Annotated in this window: 13 protein-coding genes; 4 read left to right on the top strand and 9 right to left on the bottom strand. The window is 66.5% G+C overall.

Translation table 11 applies throughout. The annotated features are described in order from the left end of the window. The first annotated feature begins 164 nt into the window (after window positions 1-164). Complete coding sequence (locus LE197_RS36365) at window positions 165-509, top strand: hypothetical protein (protein WP_003092488.1); 345 nt, start codon at window positions 165-167, stop codon at window positions 507-509. Window positions 510-517: 8 nt separating this feature from the next. Here the strand turns inward: LE197_RS36365 and cadR are convergent, their stop codons facing one another. Next, on the bottom strand, window positions 518-988 hold the full coding sequence (gene cadR, locus LE197_RS36360) for a Cd(II)/Pb(II)-responsive transcriptional regulator (protein WP_003103716.1): 471 nt from the start codon (window positions 986-988) through the stop codon (window positions 518-520). Between the two features lie 113 nt (window positions 989-1,101). Between cadR and LE197_RS36355 the strand changes: the two genes are divergently transcribed. From LE197_RS36355 to LE197_RS36345, 3 genes are all read left to right on the top strand, one after another. Then, on the top strand, window positions 1,102-3,318 hold the full coding sequence (locus LE197_RS36355; RefSeq protein WP_003117471.1) for a heavy metal translocating P-type ATPase: 2,217 nt from the start codon (window positions 1,102-1,104) through the stop codon (window positions 3,316-3,318). Between the two features lie 379 nt (window positions 3,319-3,697). Further along, window positions 3,698-4,102, top strand: coding sequence for a DUF4398 domain-containing protein (locus tag LE197_RS36350; protein ID WP_003092495.1), 405 nt, complete (start codon window positions 3,698-3,700; stop codon window positions 4,100-4,102). A gap of 48 nt (window positions 4,103-4,150) precedes the next feature. Next, window positions 4,151-4,936 (top strand): OmpA family protein, encoded by a 786-nt coding sequence (locus LE197_RS36345; RefSeq protein WP_003092499.1) that lies wholly within the window; start codon window positions 4,151-4,153, stop codon window positions 4,934-4,936. Between the two features lie 75 nt (window positions 4,937-5,011). On the opposite strand, the gene LE197_RS36340 is transcribed toward LE197_RS36345, so the two are convergent. The 8 genes from LE197_RS36340 to lysS form a co-directional block, all read right to left on the bottom strand. Beyond that, the gene (locus tag LE197_RS36340) at window positions 5,012-5,533 is read right to left on the bottom strand and encodes an O-acetyl-ADP-ribose deacetylase (RefSeq protein ID WP_003092502.1); all 522 of its coding nucleotides are present in this window, start codon (window positions 5,531-5,533) and stop codon (window positions 5,012-5,014) included. After that, on the bottom strand, window positions 5,530-5,853 hold the full coding sequence (locus tag LE197_RS36335; RefSeq protein ID WP_003092509.1) for a hypothetical protein: 324 nt from the start codon (window positions 5,851-5,853) through the stop codon (window positions 5,530-5,532). Before LE197_RS36335 ends, LE197_RS36340 begins: the two co-directional genes overlap by 4 nt. Then, window positions 5,850-6,755, bottom strand: coding sequence for an alpha/beta hydrolase (locus LE197_RS36330; RefSeq protein WP_019371524.1), 906 nt, complete (start codon window positions 6,753-6,755; stop codon window positions 5,850-5,852). The genes LE197_RS36335 and LE197_RS36330 overlap by 4 nt, the downstream gene beginning before the upstream one ends. Further along, window positions 6,752-7,498 (bottom strand): TIGR00266 family protein, encoded by a 747-nt coding sequence (locus LE197_RS36325; RefSeq protein ID WP_003113847.1) that lies wholly within the window; start codon window positions 7,496-7,498, stop codon window positions 6,752-6,754. Before LE197_RS36325 ends, LE197_RS36330 begins: the two co-directional genes overlap by 4 nt. A gap of 68 nt (window positions 7,499-7,566) precedes the next feature. Beyond that, the gene (locus LE197_RS36320) at window positions 7,567-8,862 is read right to left on the bottom strand and encodes a flavohemoglobin expression-modulating QEGLA motif protein (protein WP_003092515.1); all 1,296 of its coding nucleotides are present in this window, start codon (window positions 8,860-8,862) and stop codon (window positions 7,567-7,569) included. Between the two features lie 8 nt (window positions 8,863-8,870). Beyond that, window positions 8,871-9,422 carry a hypothetical protein gene (locus LE197_RS36315; RefSeq protein ID WP_019371523.1) on the bottom strand — a complete coding sequence of 184 codons (552 nt, stop codon included), beginning with the start codon at window positions 9,420-9,422 and terminating at the stop codon, window positions 8,871-8,873. 96 nt (window positions 9,423-9,518) lie between these two features. Further along, a complete protein-coding gene (locus tag LE197_RS36310; protein ID WP_196752315.1) occupies window positions 9,519-10,232 on the bottom strand; it encodes a TetR/AcrR family transcriptional regulator in 714 nt (237 codons plus the stop codon). A 211-nt stretch (window positions 10,233-10,443) separates the two neighbouring features. Beyond that, complete coding sequence (lysS, locus tag LE197_RS36305) at window positions 10,444-11,949, bottom strand: lysine--tRNA ligase (RefSeq protein ID WP_003103728.1); 1,506 nt, start codon at window positions 11,947-11,949, stop codon at window positions 10,444-10,446. Window positions 11,950-12,000 lie beyond the last annotated feature (51 nt).

The following is a 12,000-nucleotide window of genomic DNA, read 5'->3' as shown; positions in this document are numbered from 1 at the left end:
GCCCCCGCGCTTACAAGCCCGCAGGGTGCCAGTACGGCGCCGCCGGGCCGGAAGCGAGGCTGCCGGCGCCGATCGGGTCTAGTCTGAAGGAAGTGCCCGCACCGAGGCACGGCCCCACGAGGGCCCCCCAGCACGCCCGCCACGACCGGGCTGAAGAGGTCAGCATGAAGATCCGTGAGCTTGTCCGCCATTGGGAACACACCGCCAAGGGCCGCATGGCCCGCAACCACTACAGCATCCCGCTGGACGTCGAAAGCGCCGCGCGCCTCGCCGCGCTGCACGAGATGTATCCGCGGCGCAGCGTCGAGGAACTACTGGGCGAGCTGGTCGGCGCCGCCCTGGAAGAACTGGAGGCGAGCTTTCCCTACGTGAAGGGGAGTCAGGTGGTGGCCACCGACGAACAGGGCGATCCGCTCTATGAGGATGTCGGCCCTACCCCACGCTTCCTGTCGCTCTCGCGCAAGTACCTGCACGAACTGGTCGCGCAACAGGACACCTCCAGTCACTGAGCGCGGCTTCAGCCATGCCGGCGGTGCACGCCGGGGACGTGCATGTGCCCGGCCTCGGCGCATTCCTCGGCGATTGGCGACAGCGGCGCGGGCTGCTCCAGTTCGCGGAGGATGCCGCAGGCCTGGCTGTTGCCGGCGACCGTACAGCGTGAGCCGAGATCCCGCAGTTGCTCGCGCAATGCCTGGAGTTCGGCGATGCGCACCTCGACGTGATGCAGGTGCTCGTCGATCAACCGGTTGGCGGTGCCGCAATCCGCCTCGGGACGGTCGCGCAACGCCAGCAGGGTACGGATTTCCTCCTGGGTCATGTCCAGCGAGCGGCAGTGACGGATGAACGACAGGCGCTCGACATGCGCCAGGGTGTATTGCCGATAGTTGCCTTCGCTACGCGCGGGCTCGGGCAACAGGCCTTCGCGCTCGTAGTAGCGGATGGTCTCTACCGGGCAACCGGTTCTCTTCGCCAGCTCACCGATCTTCATGCCAACCCTCCTCCAATCGCCGACGCGGCTACCCGAATTGGCAGTACCGCTTGACTCTGTAGTTGCTACAGGGTGTGCAATCGCACCCAACACGTCAAACGGGAATTGTTTCCATGAGCCACGAACACGCCGACACTTGCTGTCACGGTCACGGACATGATCATGGGCACCGCCACGCGCCTCGCCCGGCGGTGGCCGCCATCGGAACCCTGGCCGGCAACGCCGAGTTGCGCTGGAGCGACCTGCGCATCGAAGCGATGGACTGCCCGACCGAGGAGCGCCTGATCCGCGACGCCCTCGGTCGCCAGCCGGCAGTGGAGTCGCTGGAATTCAACCTGATGCAGCGCCTGCTGCGCGTCCAGCATCGCTTCGACAGCGTCGAGCCGCTGCAGAAGCTGATCGCCGGCCTCGGCATGCAAGCGGTGCCGCTGGATGCCGGCGAAAATACCGACGGCCCCTCGCAAGCGCCGGCGAAACCCTGGTGGCCGCTGGCCCTGGCCGGCGCGATGGCGCTGGCCTCGGAGATCGTCGAATGGTTCGGCCTGGCGCCGGACTGGGTGGTCGCCGGCCTCGCCCTGCTGGCCATCCTCGGCGCCGGCCTGCCGACCTACCGCAAGGGCTGGATCGCCCTGAAGAACCGCAACCTGAACATCAACGCCCTGATGAGCATCGCCGTGACCGGCGCCGTGCTCATCGGCCAGTGGCCGGAAGCGGCGATGGTCAGCGTGCTGTTCGCCATCGCCGAGCTGATCGAGGCGAAGTCCCTGGATCGCGCGCGCAACGCCATCCGCGGCCTGCTGCAACTGGCTCCGGAACAGGCCACGGTACTGGTCGGCGGCGAATGGAAGGAGCTGCCGGCCAAGCAAGTGGAACTGGAAGCCACCGTGCGCGTGAAGCCCGGCGAACGCATCGCCCTCGACGGCGAGGTGACCAGCGGCCGCTCCAGCGTCAACCAGGCGCCGATCACCGGCGAAAGCCTGCCGGTGGAGAAGGAGGTCGGCGAGCCGGTGTTCGCCGGCAGCATCAACGGCGAGGGCGCGCTGGAGTACCGCGTCACCCGCCGCGCCGACGACAGCACCCTGGCCCGGATCATCCACGCCGTGGAGGAAGCCCAGGGTTCCCGCGCACCGACCCAGCGTTTCGTCGACAGTTTCGCCCGCGTCTACACCCCGGTGGTATTCCTCATCGCCCTCGCCACCGCGGTGCTGCCGCCGCTGCTATTCGGCGGCGCCTGGCTGGACTGGATCTACCGCGCCCTGGTGCTGCTGGTGATCGCCTGTCCCTGCGCGCTGGTGATCTCCACCCCGGTGACCATCGTCAGCGGCCTTTCCGCCGCGGCGCGCCTGGGCATCCTGATCAAGGGCGGGGTGTTCCTCGAACTCGGGCGCAAGCTGTCCTGGGTCGCCCTCGACAAGACCGGCACCATCACCCATGGCAAACCGCAACAGACCGACTACCTGCCGATCGCGGAGGCTGACGGGACGGATGCGCGCCTGCTCGCCGCCAGCCTGGCCGCGCGTTCCGACCACCCGGTATCGCGCGCCGTGGCCAACGCAGCGGAAGAGGACGGCCTTGCCCTGGGCGTGGTCGAGGACCTCGCTGCCTTGCCGGGACGAGGCGTCAGCGGACGCATCGACGGCGTCCTCTACCACCTCGGCAACCATCGCCTGGTGGAGGAACTGGGCCTCTGCTCGCCGGCCCTGGAAGAGCGCCTGGACGCCCTGGAGCGCCAGGGCAAGACGGTCATCGCGCTGTGCGATCCGCAGCGCGTGCGGGCCCTCTTCGCCGTCGCCGACGGGGTCAAGGACAGCAGCCGCGAGGCGATCCGCGAGCTACACGCGCTGGACGTGAAGACCCTGATGCTCACCGGCGACAACCCGCACACCGCAGCCGCCATCGCTGCCCAGGTAGGCATCGACGCAGCTCGCGGCAACCTCCTGCCGGAGGACAAGCTGCGTGAAGTGGAAGCGCGCCAGGCCGACGGCTCGCGGGTCGGCATGGTCGGCGACGGGATCAACGACGCGCCGGCCCTGGCCCGCGCCGACATCGGCTTCGCCATGGGCGCGGCGGGCACCGACACGGCCATCGAGACCGCCGGCGTCGCGCTGATGGACGACGACCTGCGCAAGTTGCCGCAATTCGTCCGGCTGTCGCGCACCACCCACGCGATCCTGGTCCAGAACATCACCCTGGCCCTGGGCATCAAGGCGGTGTTCCTCGCCCTTACCCTGGCAGGCGAAGGCACCCTGTGGATGGCGGTATTCGCCGACATGGGCGCCAGCCTGCTGGTGGTGTTCAACGGTCTGCGACTGTTGCGCAAGCGTTTCTAAAAGGCCCCACTGGCCTCCTCCAGCCCCACTCAGGTGGGGCTTTTTTCTGCCCGAGTGTTCCGTCCTGGAGCGCTGCGGCAGTTGTGCGTTTCGTGGACTAGAGCCCTGTAGGACGGGCTTTAGTGAGCAGAGGTGGCGTTCTGCGACCACGCCGGAAGCCGACTGTTCAGTCAGAAAATTTCAGATTTTTTTTTGAACCCCTGAACCAGCGGGGGAGTCACTAAAAGTACATGGCCAATCGCCAAGCCCCTGAAACAGAGGCCTGGCAGAGGCTTGCTCAGTGAGCAGGAAGAAAAGACCGGAGGGCCGGAAACGCGCCCACGGTAATGGCCAGAGATGAAAGCCAAGGAATCAGCATCCCTGTCAGAGGAAATTTCCCATGGAGCAAAAAGCGATGAGCAAGCAACACACCGGTTCCCTGCGTGGCCTCAAGCTGGCCCTGCTGGCCGTAGGCAGCAGCCTGGTCCTGGCCGGCTGCGCCGGCAACCCGCCGACCGAGCAGTTCGCCGTGACCGAATCCGCGGTGAATAACGCGGTGAGCGCCGGCGGCCCGGAATATGCCCCGGTCGAGATGAAGTCCGCTCAGGACAAGCTGAGCCAGGCGCGCATCGCCATGAACGACAAGGAATACGACCAGGCCAAGCGCCTGGCGCAGCAGGCCGAGTGGGACGCCCGGGTCGCCGAGCGCAAGACCCAGGCCGCCAAGGCGCAGAAAGCCGTGAAGGATGCCCAGCAGGGCGTCATGGAACTGCGTGAGGAAGGCATGCGCGATACGCAGCACTAAGCCGGATTCCGCCCTTCTTTCGTCGATTCGTGATTAAGGATGACCCCTATGCGTAAGTACATTGCCCTCCCCGCCGTATCCCTGCTGGCCCTGGCGCTGGCCGCCTGCTCCACGCCGCCGAACGCCAACCTGGAACAGGCCCGCAGCAACTTCTCCGCGCTGCAGTCGCAGCCCGACGCGACCAAGGTCGCGGCCCTGGAAACCAAGGACGCCGGCGACTGGCTGGCCAAGGCCGACAAGGCCTACCAGGATGGCGAAGACCAGCGCGACGTGGACCAACTGGCCTACCTGACCAACCAGCGCATCGAACTGGCCAAGCAGACCATCGTCCTGCGCAATGCCGAGGCGCAGTTGCAGAACGCCTCCGCCCAGCGCGCCCAGGCCCGCCTCGACGCGCGCACCGCGCAACTGGACAAGCTGCGTAGCCAACTGAATGCCAAGCAGACCTCGCGCGGCACCATGGTGACCTTCGGCGACGTTCTGTTCGATCTCGACAAGTCCGACCTGAAGCCCGGCGCCATGCGCAACATCCAGCAACTGGCCGAGTTCCTCCAGCAGAACCCGGAGCGCCAGGTGATCGTAGAGGGCTACACCGATAGCACCGGTTCCGCCAACTACAACCAGCGCCTGTCCGAGCGTCGTGCCGACTCGGTGCGCATGGCCCTGCTCAGCCGCGGCATCAGCCCGGAACGCGTAGCCACCCGTGGCTACGGCAAGGAATATCCGGTGGCCAGCAACGGCACCAGCTCCGGCCGTGCCATGAACCGTCGGGTGGAAGTCACCATTTCCAACGACGCCAAGCCGGTCGCGCCACGCTCCTCCGTCAGCGGCTGATAAGCCCTACGGAAGCCCAAAAGCCCCGCCATCCGGCGGGGCTTTTTCATGGGCGGGGCTTGAGCTTTCCAGGTATCAGCGGGCCACAGGCCGCTCGCCGAGCAAGCGCTGGTAGCGCTCGGCCATCGAGCTATCGAAGGCAACCAGGACGATTTCCTCCAGGCTGCTGTGCGCCGGGCGTTGCCGGCAGACCTCTTCGACGGCAATGGCCGCGGCCTGCTCCAAGGGATAGCCGTAGATGCCGCAGCTGATGGCGGGGAACGCGACGCTGGCCGCCCCGGCCTGCTCGGCCAGCGCCAGGCTGCGCCGGTAGCAGCTGGCCAGCAGCTCCGCTTCGCCGTTGTCGCCGCCGCGCCAGACCGGGCCGACGGTGTGGATCACGTGGGCCGCCGGCAGACGGAACCCACGGGTGATCTTCGCCTCGCCGGTCTTGCAACCGTGCAGCAGGCGGCAGGCCGCCACCAGTTCGGCACCGGCGGCGCGGTGGATGGCGCCGTCGACACCGCCCCCACCGAGCAGCGAGGAGTTCGCCGCGTTGACGATGGCATCCACCGCAAGACGGGTGATGTCTCCCTGCCAGACGCGGACCTCGGTCATTTCACTTCCTGCGGGACTTCCTGTCCGGCGCAGCGCACGGCGTGCTTCCTGTTGTCCACCAGCACGCCGGAAAGGCCCTTCTGCTCGGTGTCGAACAGCACCAGGACGCCATCGATGCACTGCGCGACCTGCTTGGCCGGCTCCAGGGACAGCTTCACATCTTCGCCGGGCAGGCTCTTCAGCATGGTGAAGTCGGCCAGCAACAGGGCGTCCTGCGGCTTGGCGAAATGCAGGTAGCCGTAGTACCAGAGCACGCCGACGGTGACGAAGATGGTACCGATGCCGGTCAGGATGCAGGGGAGTACGTTACGGTCGCTCATGGATTGCCTTCGGGTTTCGCGGATTCGCGGTTCGGGATTTCGGCCAGCCGGCGCAGGCCGGTGAAGCCATGGGGATCGTCGAGGAAGCGCAGCATCACTTCCTGCCAGGTCGCTTCGGCGAAGGTCTGCACGTGGCCGCCTCGGGTCAGTTGCAGGACCTTCGGCGGCCGCGCCTGGCGGTACAGGGCGATGCCGTTCTCGAGGGGCACAATGGTATCGTCGATGCTGTGAAAGAACAGCATGGGTGCGCCAGAAAGCCGCGCCACCGAATGGATGGCGCTGTCGTCGTCGGGCACCAGCCAGGACAGCGGCACCTGCAGCGGCCAGGTCAGCCAGGAACCGTCCAGCATGTGCCGGGCGATGCCGCGGTAGCTCGCCGGTACCCCGTCGAACACCAGCGCCTTGAACTGGCCCAGGCGCTGCGGATGCTCGGCCAGGTAGTGGATCGCCAGCGCGCCGCCGAGACTCTGCCCCAGCAGCACGCGCTCGGTGCCCTTCACCTCCGGCGCCTGGTCGAGCCAGGCGAACGCCGCGTCGATGTCGCGGTAGACCTCCGGCAGTCCCGGCTGGCCCTCCGACTGGCCGTAGCCGCGATAGTCGAGCATCAGCACCTGGTAGCCCTCGGCGGGCAGCCACCACGTGCCGCCGAGGTGCCAGGACAGGTTGCCGCCGTTGCCGTGCAGGTAGAGCACAGTGCCTTTCACCGGCACGCCTTTCTTCGCCGGCAGCCACCAGGCGCGCAGGCGCACGCCGTCGGCGGTGGTCAGGGTGACGTCGCGGTACTCCAGCCCGGCGCGCGCCGGAGTGATCTGCACCACCGGCTCGGGATAGAACAGCAGCGAACTGCAGCCACCGAGGAACAGCGCGCCGAGTACCAGCAGCGGGATCAGCAGGCGCTTCATCCGTTGTTGGTCCTTACCTCTTCGCGGGCGCGAAAGGTGGCGTCGTAGATGCGCCCGGCCAGGCGCGAGAACGGCAGGCTCTGCAGCCAGACGGTGCCGCTGCCCTTGAGGGTGGTCAGCAGCAATCCTTCGCCGCCGAACAGCATGCTCTTCAGGCCGCCGGCCAGTTGCACGTCGTAGTCGATACCGTCGGTGAAGGCCACCAGGCAACCGGTGTCGACCCGCAGCGTCTCGCCATTCAACTGGCGGCGGATCAGCGTGCCGCCGGCGTGGACGAAGACCAGGCCATCGCCCTCGAGCTTCTGCAGGATGAAGCCCTCGCCGCCGAAGAAACCGGCGCCCAGGCGCTTGGTGAAGGCGATGCCGACCCGGGTGCCATAGGCTGCGCAGAGGAACGAGTCCTTCTGGCAGAACAGGCGCCCGCCGACATCGTCCAGGTCCACCGCCACCACGCTGCCCGGATAGGGCGCGGCAAAGGCCACGTGCTGCTTGCCCTGGCCTTCGTTGGTGAAGTGGGTCATGAACACCGACTCGCCACCGAGCTTGCGCTTGCCGGCGCTCCACAGCTTGCCCAGCAGGCTGCCGTCGGAGCCGTCGCCCATCCGCGCGGTGAAGCGGATGTCGCCGGTCATGTAGTTCATTGCCCCGGCCTCGGCGATCACGGTTTCCCCGGGGTCGAGTTCGATCTCCACGGTCTGCATGGATTCGCCGAGGATGCGGTAGTCGAGTTCGTGGCTGGCCATCGCCGTTCTCCTTGCTTGCCGGCCGACCGCCCGCGCGCACCGGGAAAGACCGGCACGGCGGGGAACGGTCAGAGGATGTTCGCGTAGTCCGCTTCGATGCGGTCCAGGCTGAGGTGGTTGAGGAAGTTCGAGAAGCACATCCAGGCCGACAGCGCGTTGAGGTCGCGGAACTGCGGCGGCAGGTACTTCGGCGGCGCCACCAGGCCCTCGTCCACCAGTTGGCGCAGGGTGCGCATGTCTTCCAGGGTGGTCTTGCCGCAGAACAGCAGGGGGATCTGTTCGAGCTTGCCCTTGCGCACGGCGAGCTGGATGTAGTTGTAGATGAGGATGAAGCCCTTCAGGTAGGACAGGTCCTTGGTGAACGGCAGGCCATCCGGGGTCGAGCCGCGGAAGACCCGGCTGGCGTTCTGGTAGCTGTCCTCCAGGCTGTAGCCCTGCTCGCGGTAGAAGTGGAACACGTCGAGGAAATCGGCGCCCTCCTCGGCCATGTGGATCGCCCGGGTGCGATTGGTCAGCTTGCGCAGGCGGGTCGGGTAGGAGGCGAAGGCGATCACCTCCATCAGGATCGCCAGGCCTTCCTGGGTCACGGTGGAGGACGGCGGTCCCTTGGCGAGGAAGGTGCAGATCGGCTGGCTCAGGCCGTTCAGGGTGGTGCCGACGTGCACCAGGCCCTCGTGGACCTCCAGCGCGCGCACGTCGCGCTCGTTGAACAGGGCGTCGGCGCGTACCTTGATGTAGTCGGCGCCGGCCGCCGCGTCGGCGACGATGCCGTCGGACTCGAACACGCGGATGGTGCCCTCCTCCTCGCCGAACACGGTGTTCAGCCGCGCCTGGAGGATCGGTACGACCTCCTTGGCGGTCAGGGTCTTGGGTTCGTCCTTGAGATCGCCGCGGTCGGCGATGTTGTTCAGGTAGTCGGAGAGCATCAGGCCGAGGTCGGCCAGGGTCGGATCGCCGGCATGGAAGGCGTCCGAGGCCGAGCCGTAGAGTTCCTGGGAGATCAGCCCGAGGTCCGGGGTGCCGCGCGCCTCGAGCATGCGAATGACCATTCGGTATTCCTTGCACATCCGCCGCATGATCTGCCCGACCGGGTTGAACTGGCCCAACTGGCGGGTGATGTCGCGCTCGATGTTCTGGAATTCCTGCTTCTTGGCGCTGGCGTCGAAGGCCAGCGGGCGGCTGTCGTAGTAGCCGCGGTCGACCTTCGGCGCATGCTTGCCGCGGCCCTTGAGGAAGTCCTGGCGGATCCCGTCGTCCCATTTGATCGCATCCAGCACGCGGATCGGCGTCTGCGCCTCGACGATGCGATCGGACAGGGAGCGGATGATCTTCTGGTAGTCGTTCTGCGCCTTGCGCTGGCTCATCGGCAATCTCATTGGGTGACCCGCTGGAAGCGGGCGGCCTCGACGAACACGTCGGAATTGGCGGGATCGTTCAGGTAGGCGAAGACCTTCGCCAACGGGCTGCGCACCAGCGCGCCCTTGCCCTGATCGCTGTCGACGCTCTCGCCGTCGAGCTGGCCGGTGCCGAGGTCCTCGACGATGCGCTCGACGTCGAGGTTGTAGATCACCAGCTCGTCACCGTCGGTGATCTCGAAGCCGGCGACGATGAAGTTGCCGCCCAGGCTCTTCGGCAGGCCGGCCGACAGGTACCAGCGCTTGCCCTGGTGGGAGACGGTGAAGCCGTAGTCTTCCAGGCTCTCGGTATTGTCCTTGCTGTCCACGTAGCTGAGCGCACGGTAGACATTGCTGCCGGAACGGGTGATCTCCAGGAATTGTTCTTCCTTCCACTCGTTCTCGCGGCTCCAGGTCCCGAGCAGATGGCTCGGCGCCGCCTCGCGCGGCGGTATCGGCTCCTTGAAGGTGACCAGGCAACCGCCCAACAGCAGGAAACTCAGGACCACCAGGCAACGCCAGGCTTTCATCACACGCTCCTTAGGAACCCTCCGCAACCTGCGACCGGCTGGCCGAGGGAAGGTTCGGGTATGAAAAACCCCGCCATGGCGGGGTTGACGCTCAGGTCACAGGCCCATGACCAGATTCAGGTACCGTCTGAGTATGGCGCGCATTTCGTCCACGGCCAGTTGCTCGACCCCGTCCACGAGGCCCTGATATTCCATCTGCAGAATAATCGACGTCAACACCTTGGCGTCCTGCTCGGGCTGCCCGGAACCGAGCACCTGGAAGAAATGCACGGCGCCGAGGGAGAGAATCCGCTGGTGGGCATCGGCCAGTTCGCGCAGGCGCGGGTTGAGCAACGCCTCCTGGCGGAAGGCCTGTTCGGCCAGCAGGTGCTCGCGGCGCTCGGTGAGCTGGACCTGGACATACTGCACGGCCAGCTCGACGATCCGTTCCACCAGCGAGCCACAGGCGCCGGGGTCGTCGGCCAGCACCGCGGCCATCTCCTGGAGGTCGCCCTCCACGCTGCTCCAGAACGCCGACAGCGCCTCTGCGTTGCGCTCGACGAAGAGGGCGAAGGTGTCGGTGATGAGATCGTCGATGTCCTTGAAGTAGTAGGTGGTGGCCGACAACGGCACCTGGGCCTCGGCGGCCACCGCGCGGTGGCGCACGGCCCGTACGCCGTCGCGGACGATCAGGCGCATGGCGGCATCGAGAATCGCCTGGCGCCGCTGCTCGCTGCCCTGGCGGCTGGCCTTGCGGCCCTGGTAACGAACGCTTTCGGCTACCGCGCTGGCGGCCTGCGCGGCGCTGTCTCTGGGAGCTACTCGGGACACGGTGTTTCCTCCGCTCGCGGACGATGGGGCATTGTTCGGACTTTTTCGCGTGGAATCAATCGGCCGCTATCGGGGAAGCTCCGATCCCACCCGCACCTTCCGTGGTCAGCCGGCGGATCGGCGGTTATCGGCCCCTGGCCCGGCGGCCGGGACACCGCGCGGCCATGAAAAAACCGCCCGAAGGCGGCTTTTCCATGGACTGTTGCGGCGCTCAGGCCTGCGGGCGCATGTGCGGGAACAGGATCACGTCGCGGATCGACGGCGAGTTGGTCAGCAGCATCACCAGGCGGTCGATGCCGATGCCTTCGCCGGCGGTCGGCGGCATGCCGTATTCCAGGGCATTGATGAAGTCGGCGTCGTAGTGCATCGCCTCGTCGTCGCCGGCGTCCTTCTCCTTGACCTGCAACATGAAGCGCTCGGCCTGGTCCTCGGCGTCGTTCAGCTCGGAATAGGCATTGGCGATCTCGCGGCCGCCGATGAACAGCTCGAAGCGGTCGGTGACGCTCGGGTCTTCGTCGTTGCGGCGGGCCAGCGGCGAAACCTCGAAGGGGTAGCGGGTGATGAAGTGCGGCTGCTCCAGCTTGTGCTCCACCAGTTCCTCGAAAATCATCACCTGCAGCTTGCCCAGGCCTTCGTGGCCGAGGACCTTGGCGCCGGCCTTCTTGGCGATGGCCCGCGCCTTCTCGACGTCGTTGAGGTCGGCGGCGGTGATCTCCGGGTTGTACTTGAGGATCGAATCGAACACCGACAGGCGCACGAACGGCTCGCCGAAGTGGAAGACCTTGTCGCCGTAGGGCACGTCGGTGGTACCGAGTACCGCCTGGGCCAGTTCGCGGAACAGTTCCTCGGTCAGGTCCATGTTGTCTTCGTAGTCGGCGTAGGCCTGGTAGAACTCGAGCATGGTGAATTCGGGGTTGTGCCGGGTCGAGACGCCTTCGTTACGGAAGTTGCGGTTGATCTCGAAGACCTTCTCGAAACCGCCGACCACCAGGCGCTTGAGGTACAGCTCCGGGGCGATGCGCAGGAACATGGCCATGTCCAGCGCGTTGTGATGGGTCTCGAACGGCTTGGCCGCGGCGCCGCCGGGGATGGTCTGCAGCATCGGGGTCTCCACTTCGAGGAAACCGCGCTCGCTGAGGAAACGGCGGATGTGGGCGATGACCTGGGAACGCACGCGGAAGGTGTGGCGGGTTTCCTCGTTGACCATCAGGTCGACGTAGCGCTGGCGGTAGCGCTGCTCGGTGTCGGTCAGGCCATGGTGCTTGTCCGGCAGCGGACGCAGCGACTTGGTCAGCAGGCGCACGCTGGTCATGTCGACGTACAGGTCGCCCTTGCCCGAGCGGGCCAGCACGCCTTCGGCGCCGATGATGTCGCCCAGGTCCCAGGTCTTGATCTCGGCCAGGGTTTCTTCCGGCAGGGTCTTGCGGTTGACGTAGACCTGCAGGCGCTCGCTGCTGTCCTGGAGGACGATGAAGGAACCGCGGTTGAGCATGATCCGACCGGCCACCTTGACCGGGATCGCTGCGGCTTCCAGCTCTTCCTTGGTCTTGTCGGCGTACTGTTTCTGCAGGTCCGCGAAGTAGGCGTCGCGGCGGAAGTCGTTGGGGAAGGCGATGGCCCGGGCTTCGCGCACGGCGGCAAGTTTTTCCTTGCGCTGGGCGATCAGCTTGTTTTCTTCCTGTTGCAGTTCGTGCTGGTCGAGTTGTTGGTCGCTCATGGTCTTGGTGGTTCCTGGTTAGGCTCTCTTGCCTGTGGAAACGGATTGCGC

This window comes from Pseudomonas sp. PS1(2021) (genome assembly GCF_020405165.1).
In the GTDB taxonomy this organism is placed as follows: Bacteria; Pseudomonadota; Gammaproteobacteria; order Pseudomonadales; family Pseudomonadaceae; genus Pseudomonas; species Pseudomonas aeruginosa.
The sequence above is the reverse complement of the archived record's forward strand: the minus strand, read 5'-3'. Positions and strand labels throughout refer to the sequence as shown.